This is a genomic window from Streptococcus parasanguinis (genome assembly GCF_047465465.1).
Lineage (GTDB): Bacteria > Bacillota > Bacilli > Lactobacillales > Streptococcaceae > Streptococcus > Streptococcus parasanguinis_AI.
The window spans coordinates 170,360-188,635 of the sequence record NZ_JASGZU010000001.1; the positions used below are offsets into that span (position 1 = coordinate 170,360).

16 protein-coding genes are annotated in these 18,276 nt (G+C 41.5%); 14 read left to right on the plus strand and 2 right to left on the minus strand.

Features of this window, described 5'->3' with window-relative positions; all coding sequences use genetic code 11:
• Positions 1–54 precede the first annotated feature (54 nt).
• The 7 genes from QM351_RS00915 to QM351_RS00945 all read left to right on the plus strand — a co-directional run bounded on the left by QM351_RS00915 (position 55) and on the right by QM351_RS00945 (position 8,559).
• Positions 55–1,122: a serine hydrolase gene (locus QM351_RS00915; RefSeq protein ID WP_049514066.1), complete on the plus strand. Its 1,068-nt coding sequence runs from the start codon at positions 55–57 to the stop codon at positions 1,120–1,122.
• Positions 1,123–1,284: 162 nt separating this feature from the next.
• Positions 1,285–1,974 (plus strand): Crp/Fnr family transcriptional regulator, encoded by a 690-nt coding sequence (locus QM351_RS00920; protein ID WP_414326177.1) that lies wholly within the window; start codon positions 1,285–1,287, stop codon positions 1,972–1,974.
• Between the two features lie 237 nt (positions 1,975–2,211).
• A complete protein-coding gene (gene arcA / locus QM351_RS00925; protein WP_049514063.1) occupies positions 2,212–3,441 on the plus strand; it encodes an arginine deiminase in 1,230 nt (409 codons plus the stop codon).
• Positions 3,442–3,524: 83 nt separating this feature from the next.
• Positions 3,525–4,541 carry an ornithine carbamoyltransferase gene (gene argF / locus QM351_RS00930; RefSeq protein WP_003006350.1) on the plus strand — a complete coding sequence of 339 codons (1,017 nt, stop codon included), beginning with the start codon at positions 3,525–3,527 and terminating at the stop codon, positions 4,539–4,541.
• Between the two features lie 85 nt (positions 4,542–4,626).
• Complete coding sequence (arcC, locus tag QM351_RS00935; RefSeq protein ID WP_070673829.1) at positions 4,627–5,571, plus strand: carbamate kinase; 945 nt, start codon at positions 4,627–4,629, stop codon at positions 5,569–5,571.
• 124 nt (positions 5,572–5,695) lie between these two features.
• Complete coding sequence (locus QM351_RS00940) at positions 5,696–7,207, plus strand: YfcC family protein (protein ID WP_049514056.1); 1,512 nt, start codon at positions 5,696–5,698, stop codon at positions 7,205–7,207.
• 17 nt (positions 7,208–7,224) lie between these two features.
• Entirely contained in the window at positions 7,225–8,559 is a 1,335-nt protein-coding gene (locus QM351_RS00945; protein WP_272106476.1) for a dipeptidase, read from the plus strand.
• A gap of 29 nt (positions 8,560–8,588) precedes the next feature.
• Here QM351_RS00945 and QM351_RS00950 read toward each other — a convergent pair whose 3' ends face one another.
• Together QM351_RS00950 and queA are read right to left on the minus strand one after the other, a co-directional pair.
• On the minus strand, positions 8,589–9,059 hold the full coding sequence (locus QM351_RS00950; protein ID WP_003006364.1) for an arginine repressor: 471 nt from the start codon (positions 9,057–9,059) through the stop codon (positions 8,589–8,591).
• An 11-nt stretch (positions 9,060–9,070) separates the two neighbouring features.
• Positions 9,071–10,099 (minus strand): tRNA preQ1(34) S-adenosylmethionine ribosyltransferase-isomerase QueA, encoded by a 1,029-nt coding sequence (queA, locus tag QM351_RS00955; protein ID WP_272106477.1) that lies wholly within the window; start codon positions 10,097–10,099, stop codon positions 9,071–9,073.
• Between the two features lie 307 nt (positions 10,100–10,406).
• Here queA and QM351_RS00960 point away from each other — a divergent pair, with 307 nt between their 5' ends.
• From QM351_RS00960 to QM351_RS00990, 7 genes are all read left to right on the plus strand, one after another.
• Positions 10,407–11,114, plus strand: a complete 708-nt coding sequence (locus QM351_RS00960; protein ID WP_004219627.1) for a glucosamine-6-phosphate deaminase — start codon at positions 10,407–10,409, stop codon at positions 11,112–11,114.
• Positions 11,115–11,302: 188 nt separating this feature from the next.
• A complete protein-coding gene (locus QM351_RS00965; protein WP_049490513.1) occupies positions 11,303–12,649 on the plus strand; it encodes a DUF1958 domain-containing protein in 1,347 nt (448 codons plus the stop codon).
• A gap of 70 nt (positions 12,650–12,719) precedes the next feature.
• The gene (locus tag QM351_RS00970; protein ID WP_129824304.1) at positions 12,720–13,892 is read left to right on the plus strand and encodes an MFS transporter; all 1,173 of its coding nucleotides are present in this window, start codon (positions 12,720–12,722) and stop codon (positions 13,890–13,892) included.
• Positions 13,893–14,059: 167 nt separating this feature from the next.
• Positions 14,060–14,641 carry a lipoprotein gene (locus QM351_RS00975; protein WP_195422910.1) on the plus strand — a complete coding sequence of 194 codons (582 nt, stop codon included), beginning with the start codon at positions 14,060–14,062 and terminating at the stop codon, positions 14,639–14,641.
• A gap of 73 nt (positions 14,642–14,714) precedes the next feature.
• On the plus strand, positions 14,715–15,665 hold the full coding sequence (locus tag QM351_RS00980; protein WP_195422912.1) for a competence protein CoiA: 951 nt from the start codon (positions 14,715–14,717) through the stop codon (positions 15,663–15,665).
• Between the two features lie 72 nt (positions 15,666–15,737).
• Entirely contained in the window at positions 15,738–17,540 is a 1,803-nt protein-coding gene (pepF, locus tag QM351_RS00985) for an oligoendopeptidase F (RefSeq protein ID WP_070673837.1), read from the plus strand.
• 1 nt (position 17,541) lies between these two features.
• Positions 17,542–18,261 (plus strand): O-methyltransferase, encoded by a 720-nt coding sequence (locus QM351_RS00990; protein ID WP_049496750.1) that lies wholly within the window; start codon positions 17,542–17,544, stop codon positions 18,259–18,261.
• Positions 18,262–18,276 lie beyond the last annotated feature (15 nt).

The window sequence follows — 18,276 nt, forward strand, 5'->3', positions numbered from 1 at the left end:
CTATTTCTGATAATTCTTGTTATTTTTAGTAGAATCTTTTATAATTAATCTCGTATGAAAAAATATTTTAATCTACGCTCGATCATGATTGCGATCAGTATTCTATTGTGCTTAGTGGGAACAAGCGCACTGGGCTACTTGCATATTACGCAACCAACAGCATCAGCAATTGAGAAAAAAGCAAAGAAAACAAAAGAAGCAAAAGAAAAAGATATAGAACAGTCTACGCCTGAGACGAAAAAACCACGTGTCAAATCTCCTGAAGCTAAGCAAGCAGTAGTAGACGCAGACATGGAAACGATGAGTGCTTATGGCCTTGTCTATGATTATGCTAATAAGGGGTTGGTAGAGGTTGTCCAGGATTTCCTAGCGGAAAGTGGAATTGATCCGTCACAAGTTGCCTTCACGTATCGCAATGCCATTACAGGAGAGCAATTTGCCATGAATGATCTTCAACCAATGACGGCAGGAAGTACCTATAAGCTACCGTTGAACATGTTGGTGGTGGATGAGGTCACAAAGGGGAAACTCAATTTAACAGATCGGTTTGACATTACCAATACCTACTATGAATATGTAGGGGAACATGACAATTACGTTGCTGCCTTTGATGGAGCCATGTCTATCCCTGATATGCAACGCTATTCATTAGTTTACTCTGAAAATACCCCAGCCTATGCCTTGGCAGATCGTTTAGGGGGAATGGAGCAAGCGCGCAAGTTATTCAGTCGCTATGGTCAATCTCGCTCACCAGAAGTCAAAACCTTTAGCGAAGATAATAAAACGACAACGGATTATTATATCCATGTCTTGCAATATCTTTGGAATCATCAAGAAAAATATGCAGATTTGTTGGAATTGATTGGGGAATCTTTCCCAGGTGAGTACTATAAGAAATTCTTGCCAGATTTGGTCATTCAACAAAAACCGGGCTATGTTGCGGAAGCGCTCAATGTGGATGCCATTGTCCATGAATCGACCCCTTATTTGGTTGCCATCTATACTGCAGGACTGGGTGGAACGACCCCAGAAAGTTCTGAAATCAGTGGTGTTGGTCTTTATCAGTTGGGAGAACTAGCTTATGTCATCAATGAATGGCATCGTGTGAATATGAATGAATAATCGAGAAAAGGTCTGAGGGTTGCTCAGACCTTTTCTTCTATCACAGTAGCATAAAATTCACTTGGTGTTTCGAAATACTTTTCTGTTTTAAAGAGGCTTCTTTCCCTCTTCTATCAAAAAAATATGTTATACTAATTAATAGTAATAAGAGGAAGTATAAACATGATTACAAAGGAAGATTACCAGTTGGTCCGCTCGCATCCAGCCTTCTCTGCGTTGCCAGTGGAGCTATTTGATAAATTAGCTGTTGAAATTCATGCTAGGGATATCCAAAAAGGACAAATTTTATTTTATGCAGGAGATAAGCGGGATCGCATTTTTCTTCTTTCAAAAGGCTTTGCTCGCATTGAGCAATTCGATTCGTCTGATCAATTTTCCTATATGGATTATATCAAGAAAGGGGCCCTGTTCCCTTATGGAGGGATGTTTCAGGATGAGCGTTACCACTATACAGCTAGTGCGGTGACAGATTTGCGTTGTTTCGTTATCCCCGTCAACCTCTATGAATCATCTGCCCAAGAGAGTAAGGAGCAGTTGCTCTTCATTACGAGAAAGCTCTCGTCAATTTTAGAATTTCAAGAGTTGCGTCTACGTAATGTCGTGACAGCTAGTGCCAGTGAGCGTGTGGTTCAATCTTTAGCTATCTTGTGTAAGGACTATGAAAGTTTAGGAAATCAACTTCCATTTCCAATCAGTATGAAGGAATTGGCCAAATTAGCGGCCACAACCCGAGAAACCGTCAATCAAGTTTTAAAGAAACTCATCGATTCTCATAAGATACAATATGAAAGAAAACAATTAACCTTTCTAGATACAGCCTACTTTTTAAAAAGTTTTGAAGAGATCAATTAATTTGTTGATCTTTTTTATTTTTGTAAAAAAATATATATTCATAAAAATAATATAAAAGACAAAATATGCAAAGAAAACGCTTCATATTAACTAAAAAATAGGAATAATTCAAAATAATGCCAAATTCTTTGCATTAAAAAAGTAGAATCCTTCATGAAAGCGGTACCAATTGGTGATAAAATAAAACCTGTAAACGGGATTAGGTAAGCTAAACCGCAAGAAAAAGGAGGACTATAGATGTCTACACACCCAATTCATGTTTTCTCAGAAATTGGAAAACTGAAAAAAGTTTGTTTGCACCGTCCAGGTAAAGAGTTGGAAAACTTGATGCCTGACTATCTTGAACGTCTTCTTTTTGATGATATTCCTTTCTTGGAAGATGCTCAAAAAGAACACGACGCATTTGCTGAAGCACTTCGTAACGAAGGTATCGAAGTACTTTATCTTGAACAGTTAGCTGCTGAGTCATTGACTTCTCCAGAAATTCGCGATCAGTTCATCGAAGAATACCTTGAAGAAGCGAACATTCGTGGACGCCAAACAAAAATTGCGATCCGTGAATTGCTTCACAGCATTGAAGACAACCAAGAATTGGTTGAAAAAACAATGGCAGGGGTTCAAAAAGCTGAACTTCCAGAAATTCCTGAAGAAGCAAAAGGATTGACAGACCTTGTTGAATCTGACTATCCATTTGCTATCGACCCAATGCCAAACTTGTACTTCACACGTGACCCATTTGCGACAATTGGTAATGCAGTATCATTGAACCACATGTACGCAGATACACGTAACCGTGAAACTTTGTATGGTAAATACATCTTCAAATACCACCCAGTTTACGGTGGAAAAGTTGAACTTGTCTACAACCGTGAAGAAGATACTCGTATCGAAGGTGGAGATGAGTTAGTACTTTCTAAAGATGTATTGGCAGTTGGTATCTCACAACGTACAGATGCTGCATCAATCGAAAAATTGTTGGTAAACATCTTTAAGAAGAACGTTGGCTTCAAAAAAGTATTGGCCTTCGAATTTGCTAACAACCGTAAATTCATGCACTTGGATACAGTATTCACAATGGTGGACTACGATAAATTCACCATCCACCCAGAAATCCAAGGTAACCTTCGCGTCTTCTCTGTAACTTATGAAAACGAACAATTGAAGATCGTTGAAGAAAAAGGTGATTTGGCTGAATTGCTTGCTGAAAACCTTGGTGTTGAAAAAGTTACATTGATCCCTTGTGGCGATGGCAATGTGGTTGCTGCTGCTCGTGAACAATGGAACGACGGTTCAAATACTCTTACAATCGCACCTGGTGTGGTAGTCGTATACGACCGTAACACAGTCACAAACAAGAAATTAGAAGAATACGGACTTCGTTTGATCAAGATCCGCGGAAGTGAATTGGTTCGCGGTCGTGGTGGACCTCGTTGTATGTCAATGCCATTTGAACGTGAAGAAATCTAATGTAGAAGACCGAGAGCTGGTCTTGAGGGATCAGCTCTTCCTTCTTACTGATCAATACTAGAAAGAAATAGGAGACAATTAGAATGACAAATTCAGTGTTCCAAGGACGTAGCTTCTTGGCAGAAAAAGACTTTACACGCGCAGAGTTAGAATACCTCATCGGACTTTCAGCTCACTTGAAAGACCTTAAAAAACGCAACATTGAACACCACTATCTTGCTGGTAAAAACATTGCGCTTTTGTTTGAAAAAACTTCAACTCGTACTCGTGCTGCCTTCACAACAGCAGCTATCGACCTTGGTGCTCACCCAGAATACCTAGGTGCAAACGACATCCAACTTGGTAAAAAAGAATCTACAGAAGATACTGCTAAAGTTCTTGGACGTATGTTTGACGGTATTGAATTCCGTGGTTTCAGCCAACGTATGGTTGAAGAATTGGCTGAATTCTCAGGTGTTCCAGTTTGGAATGGTTTGACTGACGAATGGCACCCAACTCAAATGCTTGCAGACTACTTGACAGTTCAAGAAAACTTTGGACGTTTGGAAGGTTTGACACTTGTATACTGTGGTGATGGACGTAACAACGTTGCGAACAGCCTTCTTGTAACAGGTGCTATCCTTGGTGTGAACGTACACATCTTCTCACCAAAAGAACTCTTCCCAGAAAAAGAAATCGTTGAATTGGCAGAAGGATTTGCAAAAGAAAGTGGCGCTCATATCTTGATCACTGAAGATGCTGACGAAGCAGTGAAAGGTGCAGACGTACTTTACACTGACGTTTGGGTATCAATGGGTGAAGAAGACAAATTTGCAGAACGTGTTGCCCTTTTGAAACCTTACCAAGTAAACATGGATTTGATTAAGAAAGCTGATAACGAAGACTTGATCTTCTTGCACTGCTTGCCAGCCTTCCACGATACAAATACTGTTTACGGTAAAGATGTTGCTGAAAAATTCGGCGTAGAAGAAATGGAAGTTACTGACGAAGTGTTCCGCAGCAAATATGCTCGTCACTTTGACCAAGCTGAAAACCGTATGCACACCATCAAAGCGGTTATGGCAGCTACTCTTGGTAACTTGTACATTCCAAAAGTTTAAGACTTTATAACCGTATACCAACAGCTATAGGGGCTGGACTGCTAGCTTTAGTCCTGCCCCTATTTTTTATAGAAAGGGAAAATTCATGTCAAGAAAAATCGTCGTTGCTTTGGGAGGAAATGCTATTCTCTCATCTGATCCTTCTGCGCAAGCTCAACAAGAAGCACTTGTAGAAACAGCTAAACACTTAGTTAAATTAATCAAAAATGGGGATGAGTTGATAATCACTCACGGAAATGGTCCTCAAGTAGGGAACCTCTTACTCCAACACTTGGCTGCAAATTCTGAAAAGAACCCAGCTTTCCCACTTGATTCACTAGTTGCTATGACCGAAGGAAGCATTGGCTACTGGCTTCAAAATGCTCTTCAAAATGCTCTTCTTGAAGAAGGAATTGAAAAAGATGTGGCTTCTGTTGTGACACAAGTCGTTGTTGATAAGAACGACCCAGCTTTTGTTAACCTCAGTAAACCAATTGGTCCATTCTACTCAGAAGAAGAAGCAAAAGCAGAAGCTGAAAAATCAGGTGCAACCTTCAAAGAAGATGCTGGTCGTGGCTGGCGTAAAGTTGTGGCTTCACCAAAACCAGTGGATATCAAAGAAATCAATACAATTCGTACTTTGTTGAACGACGGTCAAGTCGTTGTAGCTGCCGGTGGTGGCGGTATCCCGGTTGTGAAAGAAGCAGATGGTAGCCTATCTGGTGTTGAAGCGGTAATCGATAAAGACTTCGCATCTCAACGTTTGGCTGAATTGGTAGAAGCAGACCTCTTCATCGTCTTGACTGGTGTCGATTATGTCTTTGTGAACTACAACAAACCAGACCAAGCGAAATTGGAACATGTGAATGTAGCTCAATTGGAAGAGTACATCAAACAAGACCAATTTGCACCAGGAAGCATGCTTCCTAAAGTAGAAGCTGCCATTGCCTTTGTAAATGGTCGTCCAGAAGGAAAAGCAGTCATCACTTCACTTGAAAACCTTGGCGCTTTGATTGAGTCTGAAAGTGGAACAATCATCCAAAAAGACTAATGGAAAATTAGGAAAAAACTAGTATTTTAAAGCTTATTGTGATAGAATAAGTCTATAGGTAAGCGTTTTACAAGAGACTCTTGTAAAACATCACTCACACTTTGTTGCGTTAGGAGGAAGACAAATGAGTGAAAAAACGAAAAAAGGATTTAAGATGCCTTCATCTTTTTCCGTATTGTTGATCATCATTGCCATTATGGCAGTGTTAACTTGGATCATTCCAGCTGGTCAATACAAAGTTGATAAAGCTGGTGCCATCATCGCAGGTAGTTATGAATCTGTGAAACAAAACCCTCAAGGGATTTGGGATGTCCTGATGGCTCCAATCAATGCCATGCTTGGTAAAGCACCAACCAGTGCAGCGATTGACGTAGCCTTCTTCATCTTGATGGTCGGTGGTTTCCTTGGAGTTGTGAACGAAACAGGTACCCTTGATGTAGGGATTGCTTCTATCGTTCGTAAATACAAAGGCCGTGAAAAAATGTTGATCTTGATCTTGATGCCATTGTTTGCCCTTGGTGGTACAACTTATGGTATGGGTGAAGAAACTATGGCCTTCTATCCACTTCTTGTTCCTGTTATGATGTCTGTTGGTTTTGACAGCTTGACAGGGGTGGCTATTATCCTCTTAGGATCACAAATCGGATGTTTGGCGTCAACATTGAACCCATTTGCAACAGTTATCGCTTCTGATACTGCAGGTATCTCAAGTGCTTCAGGTCTCTTGCTCCGTGTTATCTTCTGGATCGTATTGACAGGACTTAGCACCTACTATGTATACCGTTATGCAGATAAGGTTCAAAAAGACCCAACCAAATCTCTCACCTATGCAACTCGTGAAGAAGATTTGAAACACTTCAACGTTGATAGTGGTGAAGAAATTCCTTCACAAATGAACAAGAAACAAAAACGTGTCTTGCTCGTCTTCATTTCAACATTCGTCATCATGGTTGCTGGATTTATCCCATTCAAAGATTTGGGTATTACATTCTTTGACAGCTTCAACGAATCTCTCCATAAAGTTCCTTACCTTGGTCAATTGATCGGTAACACAGATGCTCTTGGTACATGGTACTTCCCTCAAACAGCTATGCTCTTTGCCTTCATGGGAATCCTTGTTGGTATCATTTATGGCTTGAAAGAAGATAAGATTATTTCATCCTTCATGAATGGTGCAGCTGACCTCTTGAGTGTTGCTCTTATCGTAGCAGTAGCACGTGGTATCCAAGTCATCATGAACGACGGTATGATCACTGCAACAATTCTTCACTGGGGTGAAGAAGGACTGAAAGGTCTTTCATCTCAATTGTTCATTGTCTTGACTTACATTTTCTACTTGCCAATGTCATTCTTGATCCCATCATCATCTGGTCTTGCCAGCGCAACAATGGGTATCATGGCACCTCTTGGTAAATTCGTCAATGTACCAGGTAGCTTGATTGTTACAGCTTACCAATCTGCATCTGGTGTCTTGAACTTGATCGCACCAACTTCAGGTATCGTAATGGGAGCTCTTGCTCTTGGACGTGTTGACTTGAGTGCATGGTGGAAATTCATGGGTAAATTGGTCGTAGCGATTGTTGTGATTACTATTGCCCTTCTTCTACTAGGAACTGTGGTTCCATTCTTGCAATAGAATAAAGTAGGTGTTTCATGAAAAAAAGAATTAAGGACGATGTGAAAGAGCAGTTTTTAAACTCTCTTCAAACCATCATTTCTTACCCTTCTGTGTTAAATGAAGGGGAAAATGGAACACCGTTTGGACAAGCTATCCAAGATGTCCTAGAAAAAACCTTAGAGCTTGCTCAAGAATTAGGTTTTCAAACATATATAGATCCTGAAGGATACTATGGATATGCAGAGATCGGTCAGGGGGAGGAACTCCTGGCCGTTCTTTGTCACTTGGATGTTGTTCCAGCCGGTGATCTAAAAGATTGGCAAACGCCACCCTTTGAAGCGACTGTTGTCGGTGACTATCTAGTAGGTCGTGGTGTACAGGATGATAAGGGGCCGTCACTCGCTGCCCTCTATGCAGTTAAGAGTTTGCTGGATGATGGCGTCCAGTTTACCAAACGAATCCGCTTTATCTTTGGGACGGATGAAGAAACCTTGTGGCGGTGTATGAACCGCTACAATCAAATTGAAGAACAAGCGGATCTTGGGTTTGCACCGGATTCTTCTTTCCCATTAACCTATGCTGAAAAAGGCTTATTACAAGTGAAATTGCATGGCCCAGGTTGGGATGATCTTCCTTTACAGGCTGGTCAGGCCCTCAATGTTGTTCCAGATAAAGCGACCTATGCAGGTCATCGTTTAGAAGAATTGCTTCCCGTTTTGGATCAAAGTGGGGTTCAGTATAGCCAAACAGAAGATTCTGTAATGGTTATGGGAGTTTCAAAGCACTCCAAAGATGCAGCCGAAGGAGTGAATGCCATTGTCGGTTTAGCGGAAAGTCTGTCCCTCATCCAACCCCACCCAGCCTTGCTCTTTATTGCAGATGCTGTTGGTGAGGATGCAACTGGAGAAGCCCTATTTGGAAAAATTACAGATGAACCAAGTGGGGATCTTTCCTTCAACCTTGCGACCCTTGTGATCGATCAAGAGCAATCGGAAATTGGAATTGATATTCGAATTCCAGTCCTTGTAGATAAGGAGAATTTAGTGGCTCGTCTGCAAGAAATTGCGGCTAGCTATCAGTTAGAGTATGAAGAATTTGACTATTTGGCTCCTTTATATGTACCGCTAGATAGTCCTTTAGTCAGCTCTTTGATGGCCGTTTACCAGGAAGAAACTGGGGATAGGACACCAGCCATGTCTTCAGGTGGTGCGACATTTGCGCGAACTATGGAAAACTGTGTAGCTTTCGGCGCTCTTTTCCCAGGTGCAGAACAGACCGAGCACCAGGCCAATGAACGAGCAAAAATTGACGATCTCTACGCTGCGATGGAAATCTATCGAGAAGCCATTCAGCGCCTAGCGACAAAATAAAAAGTTTGGAAACCAAGTTTCCAAACTTTTTATTTACTAAAGAAGAAGGGTGGGGTGAATTCTTTTAATTTTTCAAAACAATCCAAAGCTCCTTGGTTGTCTTCGCAGATGACCAAACAGACATCGTCTCCGCAGATGGTCGCTACAATTTCTTGGAGTTCCAATGCATCTAAGATCGCTCCAAAGGATTGGGCAAGACCTGGAAGAGTTTTTACAACGACCTGGTTTTGAACGGGCCGTAACATAACTAAGGCATCTTCCATATACATCCGCAGGCGCTTTTCCCAACGGGAAGGAGCGATGGTGTTCATGGCATAGTAGGAACTATCCCCCTCGTTAATTTTTACTAGATTCAAGGATTTGACATCCCGTGAAAGGGTAGACTGGGTAACGAGAACGCCATTAGCTTCTAAGGCTTCTTGAAGTTCTTGTTGGGTATGAATCCTACGCTCAGAAATGATAGAGCGGATCAAGCGGTGGCGACTTTCAATTTTATTCATGAGAGACTCCTTTACTTGATGAACATAGCATCCCCAAAACTGAAGAATCGGTAGCGTTCTTGAATCGCATGGTGGTATGCTTCGAGGGTTAATTCACGGCCGGCAAAGGCAGAAACCAACATGACCAGAGTTGATTTTGGAAGGTGGAAGTTGGTTGAAAAGGCATCGACGACTTTCCATTCATAACCAGGCTTGATAAAAATATTGGTCCAGCCTGAATCAGCTTGGATGTCTCCATCAAATTTGTTGCCAATCGTTTCAAGAGTTCGGATAGAAGTCGTTCCGACGGCTACGATGCGTTTCCATGCAGCTTTTACCTGACGAAGGGTAGCAGCGGCCTCTTCAGAAAGTTGGTAGAATTCAGAGTGCATCTCATGGTCTTCAAGATTGTCCACAGATACTGGACGGAAGGTTCCTAGGCCCACATGAAGGGTCAAATAGACCAGGTGAACCCCTTTTGCTTCAATTTTTTGGAGCAATTCTTGGGTGAAATGAAGACCTGCCGTCGGAGCTGCAGCAGAACCATTTTCTTTGGCGTAAACGGTTTGGTAACGCTCGCGGTCAGCCAGTTTTTCATGGATATAGGGAGGAAGTGGCATTTCACCAAGGCTTTCCAAGACTTCTAAAAAGATCCCTTGGTAGTGGAAGCGAACGATGCGCCCTCCATGCTCCAATTCTTCCTCAACCGTTGCAGTCAAACGACCATCTCCGAAGCTGACTGTGGCCCCTACTTTTAAGCGTTTTGCAGGTTTTGCCAAGACTTCCCAACAGTCATCTTGAGTATTTTTAAGGAGAAGGAATTCGACGTGACCACCTGTTTCTGGTTTGACCCCATGAAGGCGGGCTGGTAGAACGCGCGTATTGTTCATGACAAGAGCATCTCCTGGCTCCAATTCATCCAAAATTGCATCAAAATGACGGTCTTGGAATTGCCCTGTTTTTCGATCGAGGATCAAGAGTTTAGAGGCATCTCGTTTTTCAAGAGGGGTTTGAGCAATCAGTTCTTCAGGCAAATCAAAGTCAAAGTCGTTGGTATTCATTTGCGCTCCTTTTATAATAAATTTGTGAGTAGATAGATGGTAGTCCCGACAGCTAAGAGCATCAGGCTGATTCCCATCAAAAAGATCAGGACCTTGAGAATCTTTCTTTGATGAATCAAGAAAGATAAGAGAAAGACAAGGAGTCCGATCAAAAAAATGATGAATAATAGTGATACAATCATACCTTTCATTATATCACGAATCGACTTGAAAATGAAAAAAATGCCAGAAAAAGATAGCGGTTTCACTTGACAAAAATTGGTCTATACCATATAATAAAAGCATAGAGAAATAGGAGGTCTATCCAATGAAAATTATTGAAGTAAAGGACCAAATTGAGGGTGGAAAAGTTGCCTTTGATATATTAAAAGAAACCTTAAAGGAAGGTGCTCAAACCTTAGGTCTTGCGACTGGAAGCAGTCCCCTTGAGTTTTATAAACAAATTCGTGAAAGTGATTTGGACTTATCTAATCTAATCAGTGTAAACTTAGATGAATACGTAGGGTTGACGGGAGATGATCCTCAATCTTATCGGTATTTCATGGAGAAAAATCTCTTTGATGCCAAACCATTCAAAGAAAGTTATCTCCCATCAGGTGTAGAAGAATCTGCCGATCAGGAAGTGATCCGTTATAACAAAATACTCGAAGACCATCCAGTGGACCTACAAATCTTGGGAATCGGACGCAATGGGCATATCGGTTTTAATGAGCCAGGGACATCCTTTGATAGTCAGACCCACTTAGTTCAGTTGGATGACTCTACCATTGAGGCTAATTCTCGTTTCTTTGATAAGATCGAAGATGTACCAACCCAAGCCATTTCGATGGGAATTGCTAATATCTTAGCAGCGAAATCGATTGTCTTGTTTGCCTATGGGGAATCAAAAGCCCAAGCAATCAAAGGTACAGTAGAGGGTGAAAGGACTGAAAAAGTGCCAGCTAGTGCCCTTCAAGGACATCCAAATGTGACCATTATTGCGGATAAGGAAGCCTTGAGCTTGTTAAGTCGATAAAAAACAGGACCTATCGCCGATTTATTCGGGCCAGATAGGTTTTTTTCTGCTTCAAAATATGGTACAATACAAGTAATTATCTGCTGGGATTAGCTCTTTTCATCTACTGGGAGACAAGAGGAAAGGGCATGAGGGCTAGAAGCTTATTTTAGCCTCCAGCTGATTAGTCTGTTATAAAGGAAAAGTTTATGATAAAAAAATATTTGATCCATATTTGCCTCCTTCTGAGTCTCTTATGCCAGCCAATTCTAGCGAGTGCGGATGAATTGGTGGATATGGCGCAAAAGATGTATCCAAATGACAATGTCCAAGCCATTAACCGTCCACATTCTTCGCTTATTATTGACGGAAATACGGGCAATGTTCTTTGGAAAGACAATATCGATGAAGTCAGAGATCCTGCCAGCATGAGTAAGCTCATGACGCTCTATCTCTTGTTTGAAGATATGGCAAATGGCAAGATCAGTAAGGATACAGTGATCAAGGCGACCGCTTCAGACCAAGCGATCGGAAAGATCTATGAGATCTCCAACAATAATATTGTTGCTGGGGTAGACTACACAATTCCTGAGTTGATTACCATGACAGTGGTTCCATCCTCAAATGTATCGACCCTCATGTTGGCCAATCTCATGTCCAACAATGATCCAGATGCCTTTATCGAGCGCATGAATGCCAAGGCTAAGGAATTAGGGATGACCAATACGGTCTGGAATAACCCGAGTGGGGCGGCCATCTCCACCTTGCAGGGCTACTATCAGGTCAACAATTATCCAAATGATGCGGCCAACCAGACAACTGCGCGTGATTTAGGGATTCTGGTTTATCATTTTATCAATCAATACCCAGATATTTTAAACTATACCAATCAAGCACAAGTCACGGTCAAAAAAGGGACTCCATATGAGGAAACCTTTGATACCTACAATTATTCATTGCCAGGAGCCAAGTATGCCTTGAAAGGTGTGGATGGTTTGAAAACTGGTTCAAGCCCTCGTGGAGCTTTCAACTATATCGCGACCATCAAACGGGGCAATCAGCGCTTAATTGCTGTCATTATGGGCGTAGGAGATTGGGCAGACCAAGATGGGGAATATTACCGTCACCCGTTTGGCAATGCCTTGATCGAAAAAGCCTATAAAGATTTTGGCTATAAAAAATTGCTAGATGCAGGTGTCCAGAAGATTGACGGCAAGACCTATACACTTGAAAAACCCTTCTATGCAACGGTCAAAAAAGGTGCTAAAGAACCGACCCTTGCGGTAAAAGATGGCTATCTGACAGTAGATAATGATCTCTACACGTTGTCTGAAGGTATCCGAGATGATATGAAGGTAGAAGAAGGGGCCAAGCCAGAGCTTGTCAAAGAAACAGCAAGTGGGAAAAAGACAACGGCTAAGCACAGTAAATGGCTTTCGCTGGATCACTTCCTGATCTTGATTCCAATTCTCATTCTTGTCATCATTCTCTCGATTGAAAAACAAAGTCGTGAGAGACGCAAAAAAGAGGCTCAAAAGCGCTATAATAAAGAGTAAAATAAAACCTAACTGATTGTCAGTTGGGTTTTGTCATTGTCTCATTCCGATATTTTTAGAAAGGATTCATATGAAAAAATTCCGAAATTCTTATGCGGCTTATATGTTGCTCTATAGTTTTTATTTTATGTCCACATCTCTCTTTACGACCCTCATTTCCGTCTATTTGATGGGAAAGCACTATAGTGCAACCCAAGTGTCGACCTTGGTATCGGTTGCTTTTTTCTTATCCATGGTAGCCCAACCCTTCTTTGGTTATATCAATGAGCGATTTGGAATCGTAAAAATGACGACCCTCAGTCTGAGTGTGATCATTGGTGGTGTCTTCGGTTTTCTTTGGGCCCCCAATCTCTTTTGGCTGACCGTTTTTTATGGGATTGTTCTAGTCTGTTTGAATGGGACAGCTCCCATGATGGAAGTATTTGCAACGCAAAGTCCATACGCTTTTGGGAAGATTCGCGTTTGGGGAACCATTGGCTACTCGGTCGGTGTCCAAATAGCCGGCTGGGTCTATCATCAGTTTAGCCCCCAAGCTGTTTATTATACGGTTTTGATCACCATTTTACTCAGCATTTTCTGTCTAAGTGCGGTTCGAATGAAGAAAAAAGAGACAGTCGTAGAAAAGGAAAAACACCCTGTCTCTATTCGTCCTCTTCTTCACAATGGACCTTATCTCTTCTTTATTGTGTTGATTGGCTTGGCTTCAGGGGTTGGAAATATTGGTCATACCTATATTCCTGAGCTACTCATGGATAGTGGTCTACCAGTCCATATTGCCTCTACGGTTGTAGCTATCTCCGTCGTAGTGGAAGCTCCCTTGATCTTTTTCTCTGATCGATTCATGGACCACTGGCCTTTACGGGTTTTGATCGCTCTTCCAATCGGGATTATTTTTGCTCAATATGTTGTCTACGCTCTTCCAAGTCCTGTCTTCTTAAAAGTGCTTTTGACTCTTTTAGCCAAGCATACAACAGGGATGGTTTTGATTATGGTCTCCTTACGGTTTATTGCCCAACAGGTGAATGGCAAAGACTTGGTTCTTGCCATGGCTATTGTCCAAGGAGCTCGTTATTTAGGAACCATTCTTTTACAACCTCTCGCAGCCCTCTGTATTGAAAGAGGTGGTTACCAAGTCATGAGTTTCTTTTTAGCAGGGGTTGTAGGGATCGTCTTTTTGCTGAGCTTTGCCTTAAAAATGCCCCAAGGGAAGGCTCACGGCCTTTTTGGTGGCAAAGTAGACTAATGAAATTGTTACAATTGTATGACTAATCATCGAGGAGTTGGACAGAAACACTGATTTCACAGTGTTTTGTCCAACTTTTTTGCTAATATTAAGAACTAGTGATTAATTTGACAGTCAAAGTATTCGATGGTAGAATGAGGTAAAATAAATATAAAGGAGACCATTTTATGAAAAAAATGATCTTATCGACAGCTGCTCTTTTGACGATCTTTTCCCTAGCTGCTTGTTCAAACAAACAAGACACAAAGAAGGAAACTTCAAACAGTCAATCAACGACTAAAGTGACGAGCAAATCTGCCAACACTTCAAAAAGTAAGGATAATTCAACAGATTCAGAAGAGACTTCATCTTCTAGCCTCTTAACAGACGCTGAAATCAGCAAGGCTAAAACAGTTGGAGACTTCAAAAAGTTGTTTGCAAAATTAATGGATCAATCTGTTTCTATTACTGAAGAAGCAGGTACTTCTGTGACAGGTTCTGCAAAAGAACAATACGATGCAATGATTAGTACCTTAAAGCAAGGATTAGAAAACCAAAAAGATATCTTTAATGAAGGCTTGGAAAGCATCGGTTCAGATAGCACAGTCGTTCCTAAAGAAGACCGTGAAGCTTTGATCGAAATCTTGAAAGATGCTCGTGAAGAGTTGGAAAGTACTCGTAAAGAAATGAAAGATATGCAGAAAGAATTGAGTAAATCTCCTGTTGCTGATGATTCTAGTGACGATTCAGACTCAGATTCTGACGAATAATAGCAAAAAAAGGTTGGAAATTTCCAGCCTTTTTCTTATTTTTTTCGAATGATATAGATGAGGAGGTGGGGCTATGTTTATTGCCATGGATAACAATCAAAAGCGGTGGAACTGTATGGAAGAGATCCCAGCTGTGACAGAAGGTCCCTTCTATTGCTTAGCTTGTCATAGTCCAGTGCGTCTAAAAAATGGCTCGGTTCTACGGGCTCATTTTGCTCATGTAAAATTACAGCATTGTCCCTACCATCACGAAGCTGAGAGTTTTGAACATCTGGAATTGAAAGCCAGTCTTTATGATTGGGCCTCTAAGGAGTCTCATACAGAAGTAGAAAGTTATTTAGCAGATTTTCAACAAATTGCTGATCTTTTGGTAGTAGACAAGAATTTAGCTTTGGAAGTGCAGTGCAGCCCCCTATCTTTAGAACGCTTGAAGGAGAGAAGCGATGCGTATAGATCCAACGGTTACCAGGTCTATTGGTTACTTGGTAAAAAGTTGTGGCTCAAGGAAAGACTGACAAAGCTACAGGCTGGTTTTCTTTATTTTAGTCAGAATCGCGGGTTCCATCTTTGGGAATTGGATCTTGAAAAGAAAGAAGTGCGTTTGCAATACCTCATCCATGAGGATTTGAGAGGGCGATTGCATTATCAAACAGAAGTTTTCCCTTTTGGTCAAAGGTCTTTACTGGAAGTCTTACGGACCCCTTATCTTTCACAACCCATGCGGCAAATGGCAGTCGAGCTCGATCGTACATTTTTAACGTATATCCAGCAGCAACTCTTTTATCGTCACCCAAAGTGGCTGAAGCTTCAGGAAGAACTCTATTTGCAGGGAAACCATCTGATGGAACTGGAGCTAGATTTCTTTTATCCTCTTTGTCGTCCGATCCTTTCACAGAACTTGCTTCAAATTGAAGAGGATGTAGAAGATTACTACCAGCAGTTTATGACCTATTATCAGTCGCAAGGGATCCAACCTGTTCAGATCCTCTATCCCCCACGTTTTTATGCTCAACAGAAAAGCTAACTTTCTAAGATAGAAATCCTCCCGAAATGTTCATTTTTATGCTAAAATAATACCATTGGAGGATTAATCGAAATGGTAAAACAACGTAATGAAATTGATGAAAAATACCAATGGGATTTGTCGACAATTTTTGCGACAGATCAAGCTTGGGAAGAAGAAGCAGCAAGCTTAGCTACAGATATTAAAGCAGCAAGCCACTATGCTGGCCATTTGTTGGATTCAGCGCAAACACTGTTGGATACAACCAATGCATATTTGGAATTGAGTCGTCGTTTAGAAAAGGTCTACGTCTATGCCCATATGAAAAATGACCAAGACACACGAGTGGCTAAATACCAAGAGTACCAATCAAAAGGGATGTCTCTTTATAGCTTGTTAGGTGAAACCTTTGCCTTCTATGAGCCTGAATTCATGGCCATTACGGATGAGCAATACAAGACCTTTGTGAGTGAAGTTCCAGCCTTGGAACAATATGGTCATTATTTTGATCGTTTGCTAGAGAAAAAAGAACATGTCTTGTCTCAAAAAGAAGAGGAATTACTTGCAGGAGCTGGTGAGATCTTTGCGGCTGGGGGTGAAACCTTTGAAATCTTGGACAATGCAGATATTGTTTTCCCAACTGTGCATGATGACAAGGGCGAAGAGGTTCAATTAACCCATGGAAACTATATTTCTTTGGTAGAATCAAAAGATCGTGCCGTTCGTAAAGAAGCTTACGAAGGCCTCTACAAGGTTTATGAACAGTACCAACATACCTATGCTAAAACCTTGCAAACCAATGTGAAAGTTCACAACTTTAATGCCAAAGTTCGCAAATTCTCATCTGCCCGTGAAGCGGCCCTTTCTGAAAACTTTGTACCAGAAAGTGTTTATGATAGCTTGGTGGCAGCGGTCAACAAACACTTGCCACTCTTGCAACGCTATGTGCAATTGCGTTCAAAAATTCTAGGAATCTCAGACTTGAAGATGTACGATATGTATACGCCATTATCCGATACAGACTACAAGTTTACCTATGAAGAATCGTTGGCCAAAGCAGAAGAAGTCTTGGCTGTTTTGGGTGAGGACTACCTTTCTCGTGTGAAACGTGCCTTTAGCGAACGGTGGATTGATGTGCATGTCAACCAAGGAAAACGCTCAGGTGCCTATTCAGGTGGTTCTTATGATACCAATGCCTTCATGTTGTTGAACTGGCAAGATACATTGGATAATCTCTTCACCTTGGTGCATGAAACTGGTCACAGTATGCATTCTAGCTATACCCGTGAAACCCAGCCTTATGTCTATGGGGACTATTCCATCTTCCTTGCCGAAATCGCCTCTACAACCAATGAAAATATCCTGACCGAACGTCTGTTAGAAGAAGTAGAAGACGATGCAACTCGTTTTGCTATTTTGAATCACTTCTTGGATGGCTTCCGTGGAACCGTCTTCCGTCAAACGCAGTTTGCTGAATTTGAGCATGCCATCCATAAAGCAGACCAAGAAGGTACCGTTTTGACTAGTGAGTTCTTGAACAACCTTTATGCAGAGCTCAATGAAAAATACTATGGTCTTTCAAAAGAAGACAACCCTGAGATCCAATATGAATGGGCTCGGATTCCTCACTTCTACTATAACTACTATGTCTTCCAATATTCAACAGGTTTTGCAGCAGCTTCAGCCTTAGCTGAAAAGATTGTTCATGGAACACAAGAAGATCGTGATAAATATATCGACTACTTGAAAGCTGGAAATTCTGATTATCCACTCAATGTCATCCGCAAAGCAGGTGTGGATATGGAAAAAGAAGACTACTTGGACGCAGCCTTTGCGGTCTTTGAACGTCGGTTGAATGAATTTGAAGCCCTAGTAGAAAAATTAGGACTCGCATAAGATGGTAGAGTCTTATAGTAAAAATGCCAACCACAATATGCGCCGGCCAGTGGTTAAAGACGAGATCGTTGACTTTATGCGCACGCGTCAAAAACCGGTAGCAGGTGCCTTGGAGGAGTTAGAAGCATTCGCCCGCAAGGAAAATATTCCGATTATTCCGCATGAAACGGTAGCTTACTTTAGACTACTCCTGCAAGCCCTACAACCAAAGAAAATCCTGGAAATTGGGACAGCAATTGGATTTTCAGCGCTCTTAATGGCTGAAAATGCTCCCGATGCACAAATTACCACTATTGATCGGAATGAAGAGATGATTGGCTTTGCCAAGGAAAATCTGGCTAAATACGATCAGAGAAAACAAATCACCTTGCTTGAAGGAGATGCAGTAGATGTCTTGCAGGATTTAACAGAGACCTATGACTTTGTCTTTATGGACTCTGCTAAGTCTAAGTACATCGTCTTTTTGCCACGAATTCTCGAACTCTTAGAGGTTGGGGGAGTCGTGGTATTGGATGATATTTTCCAAGGAGGAGATGTTGCCAAGGACATCATGGAAGTGCGTCGTGGGCAACGAACCATTTACCGGGGGCTTCAGAACCTCTTTCATGCGACTCTCAATCATCCAGATTTGACCGCTAGTTTGGTGCCACTTGGAGATGGTATTTTGATGATTCGGAAAAATACAGAGACGGTAACCTTGCCGGATCCTAGCTCTTTTTAGGTAAATTTAAGGTAT